This window comes from Streptomyces sp. NPDC054757 (genome assembly GCF_053612185.1).
The window spans coordinates 1-15,522 of the sequence record NZ_JBSHBW010000049.1 but is presented as its reverse complement, the minus strand read 5'-3'; the positions used below and the strand labels follow the sequence as shown (position 1 = coordinate 15,522).

The window sequence follows — 15,522 nt, the reverse complement described above, 5'->3', positions numbered from 1 at the left end:
GTTCCATGCGTCACACGACACCACCGTGCTTCGCGCAGAGTAGTCCACGCCTGTCGGCGGGCGGCGGTATTCGCAGGTCCGGCCCCCTCTGTTCAGGCCGGGTCCAGGAGTCCTAGGCTGATCACCATGCGCGTGCATGTGGTCAGTGACGTCCATGGCAACACCAGCGGTCTCGCGAGGGCGGGTGACGGTGCCGACGCGCTGATCTGCCTCGGCGACCTCGTCCTCTTCCTGGACTACGCCGACCACTCACGCGGCATCTTCCCCGACCTCTTCGGTGTCGAGAACGCCGACCGCATCGTGGAGCTGCGCACCGCCCGCCGCTTCGACGAGGCGCGCGACCTCGGCCGCGCGCTCTGGAGCGGGGTGGACCGGGACAGCGCGATCGAGACGGCGGTACGCAGCCAGTACGCCGACATGTTCGCGGCCTTCCCCACCCCGACGTACGCGACCTACGGCAATGTCGACGTCCCGCCCCTCTGGCACGAGTACGCACGCCCCGGCACCACCGTGCTGGACGGCGAGCGCGTCGAGATCGGCGGCCGTGTCTTCGGCTTCGTGGGCGGCGGCCTCAGAACCCCGATGCGTACGCCCTACGAGGTCAGCGACGAGGAGTACGCGGCCAAGATCGAGGCACTCGGGGATGTCGACGTGCTCTGTACGCACATCCCGCCCGAGGTCCCCGAGCTGGTCTACGACACGGTGGCCCGGCGCTTCGAGCGGGGCAGCCGTGCGCTGCTCGCGGCCATCCTGCGGATCCGCCCCAAGTACGCCCTCTTCGGCCATGTGCACCAGCCCCTTTCCCGCCGGGTCCGCGTCGGGCGGACCGAGTGCGTGAACGTCGGCCACTTCGCCTCGACCTCGCGGCCCTGGGTCATGGAGTGGTAGCGGTCGGCGGCCCGGTGCGCACGCGATAGCCTTCACCAGCGCATGCACACCGGATTCCGCACTGGAGGAGCCACGGCGATGGCTGAACACACCAGCTCAAGCATCACGATCGAGGCCGCACCGGCCGACGTCATGGGCGTGATCGCCGACTTCGCCCGCTACCCGGAGTGGACCGGCGAGGTGAAGGAGGCCGAGGTGCTCTCCACCGACGCCGAGGGCCGCGCCGAGCAGGTCAGGCTGGTGCTCGACGCCGGCGCGATCAAGGACGATCACACCCTCGCGTACACCTGGACGGGCGCCGACGAGGTCAGCTGGACCCTGGTCAAGTCGCAGATGCTCCGCGCTCTCGACGGCACCTACCTCCTCGCCCCGGCCGGCGACGCCACCGAGGTCACCTACCGGCTGACCGTCGACGTCAAGATCCCGATGCTGGGGATGATCAAGCGCAAGGCCGAGAAGGTCATCATCGACCGTGCCCTGGCCGGTCTGAAGAAGCGGGTCGAGTCCGGCGCCGCAGCACAGTCCGAGGGCTGACACCCGATGCGTACGGTCCTCGTCACCGGCCTCGGCGGCGCGGGCCGCACCACCGTCGCCGCGGCCACCGCACTGGCGGCCGCCCGCGAAGGCGAACGGGTCCTGCTGCTCTCCGCCGACCCGGACCCGGGCGAGAGCCTCTCCCTCGCCCGCGACGCGGGCGTGCGGGCCGAGCGGATCGACTCGGGCGCCCACTTCCGCAGCGAACTGCTGACCCTCCAGGAACGCGGCACCGCGGCCCTGGAACTGCTCGGCGCGTCCAGGCTCGACGAGGAGGAACTCACCGAGCTGCCGGGCGCCGCGCAGTTCGCCCTGCTGCACGCGCTGCGCACCGCCGACAGCGACGCCTGGGACCTGGCCGTCGTCGATCTGCCGCCCGTGCAGGAGGCCCTGGCCGTCCTCGCCCTCCCCGAGCAGCTCCGCCGCTATCTGCGCCGGCTGCTGCCGCCCGAGCGGCAGGCCGCCCGCGCGCTGCGCCCGATGCTGGCGCAGCTCGCCGGGGTCCCGATGCCCGCCCAGTGGCTCTACGAGACGACCGCCCGCTGGGAGCGCGAACTGGCCGCGGTGCAGGCCAGGATCGACGACCCGGGAACGGTCGTACGGCTGGTGGCGGAGCCGGGGCCCGCCGCGACCCGGGCGCTGCGCACCGCCCGTACCGGGATCGCGCTGCACCGCCACGCCCTGGACCTGGTCGTCGCGAACCGGCTGGTGCCCGGCGGCTCCGGGGAGCCCTGGCTCGCCGCGCTCGCGGCCGAGCAGCAGGAGCACCTCAAGGAGCTGTCCGCCTGTTTCGGCGGCATCGATGTGGCGGAACTTCCCCATCTGGGCCGGGCACCCCGCACCGCCGGTGAGCTGTTCCCGCTGGAGCTCCCGGCCACTCCCCGCACCGCGGCCCCGCAGTGGCACATCGAGGACCGGCTCGCCGACGACGGTGTCCTGGTCTGGCAGCTGCCGCTGCCCGGCGCGGTCAAGGCGGAGCTCGGCCTGATCAGGCGCGGCGACGAACTGCTGCTCACCGCAGGGCCGTTCCGCAGGACCGTCACCCTGCCTTCGGTGCTGCGCCGCTGCACGGTGGAGGGCGCGGGGCTCACGGACGGGGTCCTGGGCATCAGATTCGTACCGGACCCGGCGCTGTGGCCCCGGGAGCAGCGGCCGGACCGGTGACGGAGCAGCCGGTGCCGTGTCCGGGCCGGTGGCGGAGGAGCCGGTGGCCGGGCCGCTGAACGCAGTCGGGCCGTTCGGGTAACGTCGTAAGTACGGCCCGAAGTACCCCGTCACCCCGTCGCAGGAGTCCGTCATGAGCGAAGCCCCCGAGCAGCCGGCCACCGATTCGGACGCCTGGGAGAGGGCCTGCGCGGAGGACCTCGCCGCTGAGAAGGCCCGCCGTCGCGCCCAGTACGGGAGCGCCGAGGGATCGGCAGCCGAGGAATTCCGGAAGCTCTTCGACGCGGTCGCCGACAAGGTCACCGAACTCCAGTCGTCGCTGCCGGGAATGGCGGCCCAGGGCGCTGTCCAGCAGTTCCTCAGCCAGGCGAAGTCCGTGGTCGAGCCGGTCGTCGAGCGCAACCCCGATGTCTTCGACCACCTGGCGGCCGCCGGTGGAGAACTCCTCGCCGCCTACCGCTCGGCGGTCGAGAAGCAGGAGCAGCGCTGGACCGCGGGCCGGGAGACGGCCGCAGGACGGGACGCGGACAAGGGGGCCGGCGGCAAGGGCGACGGCGACGACGGCACCGGCCCGGCGGAACGCATCGACCTGGACTGATCACCCCGGCCCGGCCCCCCTCGGGTACGGTTGCCCCTCAGCGGGGCTCGACCGAAAACTGAGGGACACATGGGACTCACCATCGGCGTCGACATCGGCGGCACGAAGATCGCGGCCGGAGTGGTCGACGAAGAGGGCACCATTCTCGATGTGCACAAGGTGCCCACCCCGCCGACCGCCGAAGGCATCGTCGACGCGATCTGCGCGGCAGTCTCCGAGGCCGGCAAGGGGCACGAGATCGAGGCGGTCGGCATCGGCGCGGCCGGTTACGTGGACGACAAGCGGGCGACCGTCCTCTTCGCGCCGAACATCAACTGGCGGCACGAGCCGCTCAAGGACAAGGTCGAGCAGCGCGTCGGCCTGCCCGTGGTCGTGGAGAACGACGCCAACGCGGCCGCCTGGGGCGAGTACAAGTTCGGTGCGGGGCAGGGGCACGAGGACGTCATCTGCATCACGCTCGGCACCGGCCTCGGCGGCGGCATCATCATCGGCAACAAGCTGCGGCGCGGACGGTTCGGTGTGGCCGCCGAGTTCGGCCACATCCGGGTCGTGCCGGACGGTCTGCTGTGCGGCTGCGGCAGCCAGGGCTGCTGGGAGCAGTACGCGTCGGGACGCGCCCTCGTCCGGTACGCGAACCAGCGCGCCAACGCCACCCCGGAGAACGCGCAGGTGCTGCTCGGTCTCGGTGACGGCACCCCGGCCGGAATCCAGGGCAAGCACATCAGCGAGGCCGCCCGTCAGGGCGACCCGGTGGCCATCGACTCGTTCCGTGAGCTGGCCCGCTGGGCCGGGGCGGGCCTGGCCGACCTGGCCTCGCTCTTCGACCCGTCGGCGTTCATCGTCGGCGGTGGTGTGTCGGACGAGGGCGAGCTGGTCCTCGACCCGATCCGCAAGTCGTTCCGGCGCTGGCTGATCGGCGGTGCCTGGCGGCCGCACGCCCAGGTGCTCGCGGCCCAACTGGGCGGCGAGGCAGGGCTGGTGGGCGCCGCGGACCTGGCCCGCCAGGGCTGATCCGCCCCGCGCGACCCGTGCCTGCCGTCCCCCAGGGGTGCGGCAGGCACCGCTCACCGGCAGCCGTCGTAGGGTGTCGCCCATGGCGATCACTACGCTGCCCGAATCCCGTACGGAGAGCGGCTCGGCCGTTGTCCGGGTGCTCAGTTACAACATCCGCTCGATGCGCGACGACCGCGCGGCGCTGGTCCGGGTGATCCGTGCCTGCGACCCCGATCTCGTCCTCATCCAGGAGGCCCCGCGCTTCTTCCGCTGGCGCAAGGCCGCGGCCCGGCTCGCGTCCGCCACCGACCTGGTGACACTCGGGGGCGGTGCCACCGCGGCCGGACCCCTGCTGCTCTGCTCGCTGCGCGCCACTGTCGAGCGCGCCGACGATGTACTCCTGCCGCGTACTCCGGGGCTGCACCAGCGCGGTCTCGCGACCGCCGTGGTCCGTATCGGGGGCGCGCGGCTCGGCGTGCTCAGCTGCCATCTGAGCCTGCACCCCGCAGAGCGCCACACCCAGGCGGGGCTGGTGCTCGACCGGCTCGGCTCGATGGGTGTGGAGCACGCGGTCGTCGCGGGGGACCTCAACGACCGCCCGGACGGCCGGAGTTTCCGGCGGCTGGCGGCCGGGCTCCAGGACTGCCGTGCGGTGAAGCCCTGGGGCGGTGAGCACACCTACCCGGCGACGGACCCGGACCGGCGGATCGACGCGGTGTTCGCGACGCCCGGGGTCGAGGTGCTGGGGTGCGGGGTGCCGCAGGACATCCCCCGGGCGGATCTCCGGGCGGCCTCCGACCACCTCCCGGTGCTCGCGGCGCTCCGGGTACGGACCGGTCGGGCGGCCGGGGCCTGAGAAGCCCCTGGCCGGACGTGAGCCGGCCGGTCAAGGGCCGACCTGGCCGCCCCTAGACCACGGCGCCCCGCCCGGGATCGTCCTCGTCGTCGTCCCCCGGGCCCATCCGGACCACCAGGACAGCGAAGCCGCCGAGGAACCCGCCGATACCGAGCGTGGTGAGCCACCATGTCATGTCCCAGCCCAGCACCACGGCGAGGATCAGCAGCACCGGTCCGCCCACCACGGCCAGCCAGGCGAACTTGGCCGTGACCTCCGCCTCGGGAAGCTCCGGGTCGGGCTGGATGAAGTGGCCCTCGTCGGAAGCGTCGAGGTCGTCGTCGGACGGCTCCGGCAGGCTGTGGTCGCGGGGCCCGCCGATGCCGGGGGCGAACACGACCGAACTGCCCAGCGGCCGGCCGGATCCGCTCGCCGGGGCAGGAGGCTCCGCATCCGCGTCCGGCTTTGCGGCCTCCGGTTCCCCGGCCCCGGGCTCCCCGGCCGTGTCGGCGTTGACCCCCTCCTCCAGCAGGGCGAGGTCCTCGACCGACTTGAAGGGCTTGGTGCCCACGGGGTCCGCGGGCTCCTCGCCGTACCCCGCGACGATCGCCGCCCACACCGCTTCCTCGTCGATGGGCTGCGGTTCGCGCTCCGCCTCGTTCTCAGCCACCGGTGGTGCTCCCCTTCATCCCGACGCTCGGAGCGAGGCGGCCGACGAACGCAAGGCTCTTCTCGAAAATCCGCTCCGCATCATGGTCCAACGTCGCCACGTGGTAGCTCTGTTCCAGCAGGACCTCCTCGACATCCGTCGACGAGACCCGGCTGAGGATGCGGGCCGAGTCGGCGGGCCGCACCACATGGTCCTCGGAGCTGTGCAGCAGCAGCAACGGCTGGGTGACCTGCGGCAGTTCACGGTCCACCAGCCGGCAGAGACGCCGCAGCGAGTGGGCGCAGTGCAGCGGCACCCGGTCGTACCCCACCTCGGTGGAGCCGTCCAGGGCGATGTCGCTGGCGATCCCCTTCGTCGTACGCACCAGATGCCGGGCGACCGGAAGCGCGTACGGCATCAGGCCGTGCACCTTGTTCAGCGGATTGACCAGGACGAGACCGCTCACCGCGTGGCCGTGCTTGGCGGCCAGCCGCAGGGCCAGCGCACCGCCCATCGAGAGGCCGAAGACGAAGACCCGCTCGCACCGGTCGAGCAGGGCGCGCAGCTCCCGGTCCACCTCCGCGTACCAGTCCTGCCAGCCGGTGATCTGCATGTCCTGCCAGCGGGTGCCGTGCCCGGGGAGCAGCGGCAGCGAGACGGTCAGGCCCCGCCCGGCCAGATACTCCGCCCAGGGGCGCAGCGACTGCGGCGATCCGGTGAATCCATGACAGAGGAGGACGCCGGTCTCCCCGCCTTCGTGGCGGTAGGGATCGGCTCCGGGAAGCACCGGCACCGGGGTCTCCTGTTCGTCAGGTCTGATTCGTCAGGTCCAAGAGGTGTACTTCACCGTACGCGACCGGACCGACACCGACCAGGGCCGTCACCCGGGGAGCGCGGACGGATGGCCGGGAGCGTACGCCCGGCGCGGGATAGGGTCGGTGCGACCGTCACAGGAAGGCATCCCAGTTGATCTACGGCGCAATGAAGTTCGCCATCGGGGGTTCGCTGAAGGTCGCCTTCAGGCCCTGGGTGGAAGGACTGGAGAACATCCCCGCCGAGGGGCCCGCCATCCTCGCGAGCAACCATCTGTCCTTCTCGGACTCCTTCTTCCTGCCCGCCGTCATGGACCGCAAGGTCACCTTCATCGCCAAGGCCGAGTACTTCACGTCGCCCGGCGTGAAGGGAAAGCTCACCGCCGCCTTCTTCAAGGGCGTCGGCCAGCTGCCGGTCGACCGGTCGGGCAGCCGGGGCGCGGGCGAGGCCGCGGTCAGGAGCGGTGTGGAGGTGCTGGCCAGGGGCGAGCTCTTCGGGATCTACCCGGAGGGCACCCGGTCACCGGACGGCAGGCTCTACCGGGGCAAGCCCGGCGGTCTCGCCCGGGTGGCGCTGGCGTCCGGTGCGCCCGTCATCCCGGTCGCGATGATCGACACGGAGAAGATCCAGCCGCCGGGACAGGTGGTGCCCAAGCTGATGCGGCCGGGTATCAGGATCGGGAAGCCGCTCGACTTCAGCCGCTACCACGGCATGGAGAACGACCGGTTCATCCTGCGCTCGGTGACCGACGAGGTCATGTACGAGATCATGAAGCTCTCCGGCCAGGAGTACGTCGATATCTACGCGACCGCCGCCAAGCGCCGGATCGCGGAGGAGGAGAAGGCCCGGAAGGCCGACGCGGCCGGGGCCGCGGGGAAGAGCGAGGGAACGGACGGGGCCGGCGGCTAGGGTCTGTCCGGCCCACGGAGATCGGCCGGACAGACCCCGGCCGCACCCGTCCACCACGGGGGCGCGGCCCCCGGTCACCAGGGGGTGTGATGGCGAAGGACCGGCGCGAGCGCGTCGTGCGGATGTCCGTCGAGCTGCCGCTGTGGCGGGCGCTGACCGCGTACCGCGTACTGACGATGGTCTACGCGATCCTGCTGTTCGCCTTCGCGTACCGGGAGTTCCACCGCCAGTGGGTGGCCGTCGGCTACTTCGCGGTGCTGACCGTCTGGACCCTCGCCACCCTCCCCAGGGTGGCCAGTGCGGCCCGCTGCACCAAGCGCTTCCTCGGCGCCGATCTCACCGTGGCGCTCGCCGGCATCCTGCTGACACCCGTGGCCGACTCGCACGCCCGGGTCGTCGGGGGCGCCACGACGATGCCGTCCATCTGGACCGCGGGCTCCGTGCTGGCCTTCGCCATCAAGGGCGGCTGGCGCTGGGCGGCCTTCGCCTCGTCGCTGGTGGCCGTCGCCAATGTCACCGAACGCGGTGAGCCCAGCGGGGACACCGTCCACAACGTGGTCCTGGTCTGGATCGCCTCCATCGCCATCGGCTACATCGTCGAGGTGGCCCGTGCGTCCGAGCGCACCCTCGCCCGTGCGCTGGAGATCGAGGCGGCCACCCGTGAGCGGGAGCGGCTTGCCCGTGACATCCACGACAGCGTGCTCCAGGTCCTGGCCATGGTGCAGCGGCGCGGCGCCGAGCTGGGCGGGGAGTCGGCCGAACTCGGCAGGATGGCGGGGGAGCAGGAGGTGGCGCTGCGCACCCTGGTCTCCAGCGGTCTCGTGCCGCCCGCCAGGGACCCCGCGGGCAGGCAGCCCGCCGCGGCCGGGGCGGACGATCCCGCCCGGGGCGCGGGGGATCCGGACGGGCGGCGGACCGGGGCCCCGGACGACCTCTGCGATCTGCGGGCGCTCCTCGCGCCGCACGCCGGATCACGGGTGAGCTTCGCGGAACCGGGCGCTCCGGTCCTCCTCGGACCGGTGGCGGCGAAGGAGCTGGCCGCCGCTGTCAGTGCCGCCCTGGACAATGTCCGCAGACACGCGGGCAGCGGAGCCCGCGCGTGGATCCTGGTGGAGGACGAGCCGGACGGGGTGATCGTGACGGTACGGGACGACGGCCCCGGCATCCCGGAGGGGAGGCTCGCGGTCGCCGAGGGGGAGGGGCGCCTCGGTGTCGCCCTCTCCATCCGCGGGCGGCTGCGGGATCTGGGCGGCAGCGCCGAGCTGATCTCGGTGCCCGGCCAGGGCACCGAGGTGGAACTGAGAGTTCCGAGACGGAGAGTTCCGAGGAGGGCCCCGGAGAACACCCGGGGCGGTACACGGGGGGACGGACGGACATGAGCGGGCGGAACGGCATGAGTGAGCAGCGGACGGTCAGGGTGATGGTGGTCGACGACCACCCGATGTGGCGGGACGCGGTGGCCCGGGACCTGACGGCTGCCGGGTTCGAGGTCGTCGCCACGGCGGGCGACGGCCCGCAGGCGGTGCGCAGGGCCGGAGCCGTCGCCCCCGACGTTCTGGTGCTCGACCTCAATCTGCCGGGCATGCCGGGCGTCCAGGTCTGCAAGGAGCTGGTCGGGGCGGACCCCGGGCTCCGTGTCCTGGTGCTCTCGGCCAGCGGGGAGCACGCCGATGTGCTGGAGGCGGTCAAGTCCGGCGCCACCGGCTATCTGCTGAAGTCCGCCAGCACCCAGGAGCTGACGGACGCCGTCCGCAGCACCGCCGACGGCGACCCGGTCTTCACGCCGGGACTGGCCGGCCTGGTGCTCGGCGAGTACCGCAGGCTCGCGTCCGACCCGGCGCCCGCGGCCTCCGACGAGCCGAAGGCGCCGCAGCTCACCGAGCGGGAGACCGAGGTGCTGCGGCTCGTCGCGAAGGGCCTGAGCTACAAGCAGATCGCCGAACGCCTGGTCATCTCGCACCGCACCGTGCAGAACCACGTACAGAACACCCTCGGCAAGCTCCAGCTGCACAACCGGGTGGAGCTCGTGCGGTACGCCATAGAGCGCGGCCTCGACGACGCGTAGAGCAACTGCGTACAACCGGGCGGGAATTGACCTTCCGCCCTATCCCTTTGTGACCTGGGTCACCGTAGCGTGGAAGGCGCTGGGTCCTCCACGGCGAGGTGTCCTCTGTGCGAGGTGTCCTCCACGGCGAGGTGTCTTCCACTGCGAAGGGACGTGGTTCCATGCGGGTCGGAATACTGACCGGGGGCGGCGACTGCCCCGGGCTCAACGCGGTCATCCGGGCTGCCGTCCGCAAGGGCGTGCAGGAGTACGGCTTCGTGTTCACCGGATTCAAGGACGGCTGGCGCGGTCCCCTGGAGGGGGTCACCGTCCCGCTCGGCATCCCGGAGGTGCGCGGCATCCTGCCACGCGGCGGCACCGTCCTCGGTTCGTCGCGCACCAATCCGTTCAGCGCGGACGACGGCGTCCGCCGGGTACGGGAGACCCTCGCCGGGTGCGGGGTCGACGCACTGATCGTGATCGGCGGCGAGGACACCCTGGGCGTGGCGGGCCGCCTCTGGGAGGAGCACGGGGTGCCCTGTGTCGGCGTACCGAAAACCATCGACAACGACCTCTCGGCCACCGACTACACCTTCGGCTTCGATACGGCGGTGGGGATCGCCACCGAGGCCATCGACCGCCTCCACACCACCGCCGAATCGCATATGCGCGTCCTGGTGGTCGAGGTGATGGGGCGGCACGCCGGGTGGATCGCGCTGCACTCCGGGCTGGCCGGCGGGGCCAATGTCATCCTCATCCCCGAGCAGCGCTTCGACATCGACCAGGTCTGCTCCTGGGTGACCTCCCGCTTCCGCGCCTCGTACGCCCCGATCGTGGTCGTCGCCGAAGGGGCGATGCCGAAGGGCGGTGACGCGGTGCTCAAGGACGGCACCCTGGACTCGTTCGGCCACACCCGGCTCTCCGGGGTCGGCGAATGGCTCGCCGCCGAGATCGAGAAGCGGACCGGCAACGAGGCCCGCACCACCGTACTCGGCCATGTCCAGCGCGGCGGCACCCCGAGCGCCTTCGACCGCTGGCTGGCCACCCGCTTCGGTCTGCACGCGATCGACGCCGTGCGCGACGGGGACTTCGGCACGATGGTCGCCCTCAGCGGGACGGACATCGTACGGGTGCCGATCGCGGCGGCGACCTCGCGGCTCAAGACGGTCGACCCCGCGCTCTACCAGGAGGCCGGGGTCTTCTTCGGCTGAGGCTTCCGCTCCGGCTGTGGCGTCCGATCCGGCTGAGCGGACCCGTGCTCCGCGCCGTATATTCGCCCTATTCGTACCGGACGTCCTGTACCCGCCGCATACGGGAGGAACCATGGAAGTCCTCGCATTCGGCGTGCAGGCCGATGAGCGTCCGCTGATCGAGGCGGCCTTCGCCGGGCGCTGCGACGTCCGCTGTGTCGATGTCTTCCTCAGCGAGGACACCGTCCCGATCGCGGCCGGACACCGGGCCATCAGCACCAGCGTCAACGCGGACCTCGGCCCCGGCGTCCTGCGGAGCCTGGCGGCGGGCGGCACCCGGCTGATCGCCCAGCGGTCCACCGGCTTCAACAACATCGATCTCGACGTCGCCCACGACCTGGGCCTGACCGTGGCCCGGGTCTCGTCCTACTCGCCGTACTCGGTGGCCGAGTTCGCCTGGACCCTCGCGATGGCGCTCAACCGCCGTGTCGTCCGGGCCGCCGGGCGCACCCGTGACTTCGACTTCCGGCTGGACGGGCTGATGGGCCGCGATCTGCGCGGGCGGACGGCGGGTGTGCTCGGTACCGGCAGGATCGGCGAGGCGTTCACCCGGATCGCCCACGGATTCGGCATGGACCTGCTCGGCTGGGACGTCACGGAGAACCCCGTCTGCACGGAGCTGGGCATGCGGTACGTGACCAAGGACGAGCTGCTCGCCACGGCGGACGTGATCACGCTGCACGTCCCGCTGCTCCCGGCGACGCACCACATCATCGGCGCCGCCGAACTCCGCTCCATGAAGGACGACGCCCTCCTCATCAACTCCAGCCGGGGCGGCCTGGTCGACACCCGGGCCCTGGTCGACGAGTTGCGGCTCGGCCGCTTCACCGGGGTGGGGCTCGACGTCTACGAGGCGGAGGCGGGACTCTTCTTCCTCGACAAGTCGCTGGATGTGGTCGACGACGACACCCTGGCCCGTCTCGTCACCTTCCCGAACGTGCTGGTGACGTCGCACCAGGCGTACTACACCCGGGAAGCGGTCGGGCAGATCATCGCCGCGACCGTGCGCAACGTGGAGGACTTCGTGGCCGGGCGCCGCAACGAGAACACGCTGGTGCCGCTCGCCGGACGCTGACCGGGGCGCCGGGCCGGAGCCCCGCCCCACCGGGGGCCAGCCCCACCGCGGCCGGAGCCCGCCCCACCGCGGCCGGAGCCCGCCCCACCGCGGCCGGAGCCCGCCCCACCGCGGCCGGAGCCACGCCCCACCGGGCAGCCCCGCCCGGCCCGCCGCGAGCCCCGCCGCCCCTCGCCGGGCCCGGTCCCGGCCGTCTACACCAGCACCCCGGCCAGCAGCTCGGCCACCACCCGCACCCCGTTCTTCGTGAGCACCGACTCGGGGTGGAACTGCACCCCGGCGAACCCCTCCCCGCGCAGCGCGTGCACCTCCCCGCCGGCCGGCTCACGGCTCACCTCGATCCGGCGCGCCGCCAGCCCGGTCGCAGCCGCCTCGTCGCACCGCGCCGTGAACGAGTTGTAGAACCCGACCGTCTCCTCGCGCCCGAAGAAGTCGATACGCTCCTGGGCGCCCTGGTGGGGGATCGCCTTGCGGACGATCTCCAGGCCCAGCTCGGCGGCGAGCAGCTCATGGCCGAGGCACACCCCGAGCAGTCCGTGCCGGTGGCCGCGGAGCAGCTCGGCGGTGAGGCCGCGCAGAAACCGCATCTTCGGGTCGGTCCGGTCCGCCGGATCGCCGGGCCCCGGGCCGAGCACCACCGGGCCCCGGTGCCCCAGGGCGCGCTCGCGCAGACCGGGCTCGTCGTACCGCCGTACCGTCACGTCGAGCCCCGACGAGCGCAGCAGATGCGCCAGCATCGAGGTGAACGTGTCCTCCGCGTCCACCACCAGCGCATGGCCCGCGACGGCGGCCCTTGCCTCCTGCATCCGCAGCCAGAACGGCGCGAGGTCGGCCCGCCGTGACTCCAGCGCCGCCCGCACCCGGGGGTCGTCGGCGAGCCGCGGCCCCGCACCGGCCCCCCGGGGCCGCCCCTCCCGCACCCCCAGCGCCGTCAGCACCCCCGCCGCCTTGGCGTGCGTCTCCGCGACCTCGCTCGCCGGGTCCGAGTGGCGTACGAGCGTGGCGCCCACCGACACTCGCAGCACGCCCCCGGCCGAGATGTCGGCCGTACGGATCAGGATCGGCGAGTCCAGCGTCTGCGCCCCGCCCGCGTCCCGTCCGACGAGCGCGAGCGCGCCCGCGTAATAGCCGCGCCCGTCCGGCTCGTACCGCTCGATCACCCGGCAGGCGTTCTGCACCGGCGAACCGGTGACGGTCGCCGCGAACATCGTCTCCTTCAGCACCTCCCGCACATCCAGCGAGCTGCGGCCGCGCAACTCGTACTCGGTGTGCGCGAGATGGGCCATCTCCTTCAGCCGCGGACCGACGACGACCCCGCCCATGTCACCGACGGTGCACATCATCTTCAGCTCCTCGTCCACCACCATGGAGAGCTCGTCGGTCTCCTTGCGGTCGCCCAGGAACTCCAGCAGCGCCTCGGTGTCCGGCCCCTCCGGCGGGTAGCGGAAGGTCCCGCTGATCGGATTCATCACGACCGTCCCGCCGGACATCCGGACATGCACCTCGGGGCTGGCACCGACCAGGGTGCGCTCCCCGGTGTGCACCACGAAGGTCCAGTACGCGCCCCGCTCGCCGTCCAGCAGCCGCCGGAAGAGGGCGAGCGCGTCCGCCCGGCCGAAGCCCGGGACGGATCCGGTGTACGTACGCCGGACCACGAAGTTCGCCCCCTCGCCCCGGCCGATCTCGTCCGCGACGACCCGTCCGACGATCTCGCGGTAGGCGTCGTCGCCGATGTCGAAGCAGCCGTCCTCCACCCGTACGTCATGGGCGGGCAGCTGGTCGAGCACGGTGTCGAGCGGCAGCTCGTACGTCTCGTCGGCGACCAGGACCGCCAGCGGTGTCCCGTCGTCGCGCACGTCGAAACCGCGCTCCCGGATCTGCCGGAACGGCACCAGGGCCAGCACCGGGCCGCCGTCCGCCGGGATGTCCGCGAGCCGCTCCACCTCGTGGACCTCGCCGGTCAGCAGCTCGATGGTGTCGTGGTCACGTCCTGGCGTGCGCCTGCGGAGCAGGGCGAAGGGGCGGTGGTCGTCCAGCAGCTCGCTGATGAGCATCGGGGTGGTTCCTTCCGGGTGCCCCGCGGCGCGGGGAGGGGATACGGAGAGGAACGGCCGGTGAAACACGGAAGGCCGCCCCTCGGGCGGCCTTCGCTTCGTCTGTGCGCGCGATGTCAGTGGGCCGCCGGATGAGCGGTCCACCACCAGTTTCGAGTCGTCGTCGCGAACATGGTGGGGACTGTAGCGCATCGGCGGCGGCATCCCGGGATCCCGGCTGTCTCATCCACCGGGCACCACCAGAACCGGTGACGGCGACCCCGTACTGTTGGCGGTGTGACCGTGAACGCTGAAACCCAAGCCCCCGCCGCAGAGGCGGCCTGGCGAGACCTTCCCGCGGTGCAGCAGCCCGAGTACCCCGACGCCGGGGCGCTGCGCGATGTGATCGCGGACCTCACGTCGTATCCGCCGCTCGTCTTCGCCGGCGAGTGCGACCAGCTGCGCGAGCGGCTGGGAGCCGTGGCCAGGGGCGAGGCGTTCCTGCTTCAGGGCGGCGACTGCGCCGAGGCCTTCGACGCCGTGTCCGCCGAGCACATCAGGGCGAAGCTCAAGACGCTGCTGCAGATGAGCGCCGTGCTCACCTACGCGGCATCGGTGCCCGTGGTGAAGGTCGGCCGGATCGCGGGCCAGTACTCCAAGCCGCGCTCCAAGGGGACCGAGACCCGCGACGGCGTGACCCTGCCGACCTACCGCGGCGACTCGGTCAACGGCTTCGACTTCAACGAGAAGTCCCGGGTCCCCGACCCGCAGCGGCTCAAGCAGATGTACCACGCGTCCGCCTCGACGCTGAACCTGGTCCGCGCCTTCACCACCGGCGGCTACGCGGACCTGCGCCAGGTGCACGCCTGGAACCAGGACTTCGTGAAGTCCTCGCCGTCCGGGCAGCGTTACGAGCAGCTCGCCCGCGAGATCGACAGCGCGCTGAACTTCATGAAGGCGTGCGGCACCGACCCTGCGGAGTTCCGCGCGGTCGAGTTCTACGCCTCGCACGAGGCGCTGCTCCTGGACTACGAGTCGGCCCTGACCCGTACGGACTCCCGGACCGGCAAGCTCTACGACACCTCGGGCCACATGGTCTGGGTCGGCGAGCGCACCCGGCAGCTGGACCACGCGCACATCGAGTTCGTCTCGCAGATCCGCAACCCGGTCGGTGTGAAGCTCGGCCCGACGACCACCCCGGAGGAGGCGCTCAGCTACATCGAGCGTCTCGACCCGGACCGCGAGCCCGGCCGGCTGACCTTCATCGTCAGGATGGGCGCGGACAAGGTCCGTGACCGCCTGCCGAACCTGGTCGAGAAGGTCACCGCGTCCGGCGCCCAGGTCGTCTGGGTGACGGACCCGATGCACGGCAACACCTTCGAGGCGGCCTCCGGCCACAAGACCCGCCGCTTCGACGATGTGCTCGACGAGGTCAAGGGCTTCTTCGAGGTCCACAAGAGCCTGGGCACCCACCCCGGCGGCATCCATGTCGAGCTGACCGGTGACGACGTCACCGAGTGCGTGGGCGGCGGCGACGAGATCTTCGTCGACGATCTGCACCAGCGCTACGAGACGGCCTGCGACCCGCGGCTCAACCGCAGCCAGTCGCTCGACCTGGCGTTCCTGGTCGCGGAGATGTACCGGGCGCAGTAGACGAGAGCCCCTGCCCGCCGCACCGCGGTGCGGCGGCCGGCAGAGCACAGAGGGCCGTGGGGTGCGGATCACCGCGATCCGCAC

16 protein-coding genes are annotated in these 15,522 nt (G+C 72.0%); 12 read left to right on the top strand and 4 right to left on the bottom strand.

Features of this window, described 5'->3' with window-relative positions; translation table 11 throughout:
• Positions 1-126: 126 nt before the first annotated feature.
• From ACWGKJ_RS33705 to ACWGKJ_RS33680, 6 genes are all read left to right on the top strand, one after another.
• Positions 127-888, top strand: a complete 762-nt coding sequence (locus tag ACWGKJ_RS33705; protein WP_385031381.1) for a metallophosphoesterase family protein — start codon at positions 127-129, stop codon at positions 886-888.
• Between the two features lie 78 nt (positions 889-966).
• Positions 967-1,422, top strand: coding sequence for an SRPBCC family protein (locus tag ACWGKJ_RS33700; protein WP_266857848.1), 456 nt, complete (start codon positions 967-969; stop codon positions 1,420-1,422).
• Between the two features lie 6 nt (positions 1,423-1,428).
• Positions 1,429-2,586: an ArsA family ATPase gene (locus ACWGKJ_RS33695; RefSeq protein WP_385031385.1), complete on the top strand. Its 1,158-nt coding sequence runs from the start codon at positions 1,429-1,431 to the stop codon at positions 2,584-2,586.
• A gap of 133 nt (positions 2,587-2,719) precedes the next feature.
• Positions 2,720-3,184, top strand: a complete 465-nt coding sequence (locus ACWGKJ_RS33690; protein WP_385031388.1) for a DUF5304 domain-containing protein — start codon at positions 2,720-2,722, stop codon at positions 3,182-3,184.
• Positions 3,185-3,253: 69 nt separating this feature from the next.
• Positions 3,254-4,195 carry an ROK family glucokinase gene (locus ACWGKJ_RS33685; RefSeq protein ID WP_385031391.1) on the top strand — a complete coding sequence of 314 codons (942 nt, stop codon included), beginning with the start codon at positions 3,254-3,256 and terminating at the stop codon, positions 4,193-4,195.
• A gap of 82 nt (positions 4,196-4,277) precedes the next feature.
• The gene (locus ACWGKJ_RS33680) at positions 4,278-5,033 is read left to right on the top strand and encodes an endonuclease/exonuclease/phosphatase family protein (RefSeq protein ID WP_385031394.1); all 756 of its coding nucleotides are present in this window, start codon (positions 4,278-4,280) and stop codon (positions 5,031-5,033) included.
• A 52-nt stretch (positions 5,034-5,085) separates the two neighbouring features.
• On the opposite strand, the gene ACWGKJ_RS33675 is transcribed toward ACWGKJ_RS33680, so the two are convergent.
• On the bottom strand, positions 5,086-5,682 hold the full coding sequence (locus ACWGKJ_RS33675) for a hypothetical protein (RefSeq protein ID WP_385031397.1): 597 nt from the start codon (positions 5,680-5,682) through the stop codon (positions 5,086-5,088).
• Positions 5,675-6,454 carry an alpha/beta hydrolase gene (locus ACWGKJ_RS33670; protein WP_385031400.1) on the bottom strand — a complete coding sequence of 260 codons (780 nt, stop codon included), beginning with the start codon at positions 6,452-6,454 and terminating at the stop codon, positions 5,675-5,677. Before ACWGKJ_RS33670 ends, ACWGKJ_RS33675 begins: the two co-directional genes overlap by 8 nt.
• A gap of 173 nt (positions 6,455-6,627) precedes the next feature.
• Here ACWGKJ_RS33670 and ACWGKJ_RS33665 point away from each other — a divergent pair, with 173 nt between their 5' ends.
• From ACWGKJ_RS33665 to ACWGKJ_RS33645, 5 genes are all read left to right on the top strand, one after another.
• Positions 6,628-7,383, top strand: a complete 756-nt coding sequence (locus tag ACWGKJ_RS33665) for a lysophospholipid acyltransferase family protein (protein ID WP_385031403.1) — start codon at positions 6,628-6,630, stop codon at positions 7,381-7,383.
• A gap of 89 nt (positions 7,384-7,472) precedes the next feature.
• Positions 7,473-8,762 carry a MacS family sensor histidine kinase gene (gene macS, locus ACWGKJ_RS33660; RefSeq protein WP_453315895.1) on the top strand — a complete coding sequence of 430 codons (1,290 nt, stop codon included), beginning with the start codon at positions 7,473-7,475 and terminating at the stop codon, positions 8,760-8,762.
• Positions 8,763-8,776: 14 nt separating this feature from the next.
• Complete coding sequence (locus tag ACWGKJ_RS33655; protein ID WP_385031409.1) at positions 8,777-9,448, top strand: response regulator; 672 nt, start codon at positions 8,777-8,779, stop codon at positions 9,446-9,448.
• 161 nt (positions 9,449-9,609) lie between these two features.
• A complete protein-coding gene (locus ACWGKJ_RS33650) occupies positions 9,610-10,638 on the top strand; it encodes a 6-phosphofructokinase (protein ID WP_385031412.1) in 1,029 nt (342 codons plus the stop codon).
• 112 nt (positions 10,639-10,750) lie between these two features.
• Entirely contained in the window at positions 10,751-11,752 is a 1,002-nt protein-coding gene (locus ACWGKJ_RS33645; protein WP_385031415.1) for a 2-hydroxyacid dehydrogenase, read from the top strand.
• 194 nt (positions 11,753-11,946) lie between these two features.
• On the opposite strand, the gene ACWGKJ_RS33640 is transcribed toward ACWGKJ_RS33645, so the two are convergent.
• Both ACWGKJ_RS33640 and ACWGKJ_RS33635 read right to left on the bottom strand, forming a co-directional pair.
• Complete coding sequence (locus tag ACWGKJ_RS33640) at positions 11,947-13,806, bottom strand: anthranilate synthase family protein (protein ID WP_385031418.1); 1,860 nt, start codon at positions 13,804-13,806, stop codon at positions 11,947-11,949.
• 116 nt (positions 13,807-13,922) lie between these two features.
• A complete protein-coding gene (locus tag ACWGKJ_RS33635) occupies positions 13,923-13,979 on the bottom strand; it encodes a trp operon leader peptide (protein ID WP_353961846.1) in 57 nt (18 codons plus the stop codon).
• 103 nt (positions 13,980-14,082) lie between these two features.
• On the opposite strand from ACWGKJ_RS33635, the gene ACWGKJ_RS33630 reads away from it, so the two are divergent.
• Positions 14,083-15,438: a class II 3-deoxy-7-phosphoheptulonate synthase gene (locus tag ACWGKJ_RS33630; RefSeq protein ID WP_385031421.1), complete on the top strand. Its 1,356-nt coding sequence runs from the start codon at positions 14,083-14,085 to the stop codon at positions 15,436-15,438.
• The last annotated feature ends 84 nt before the right edge of the window (positions 15,439-15,522 follow it).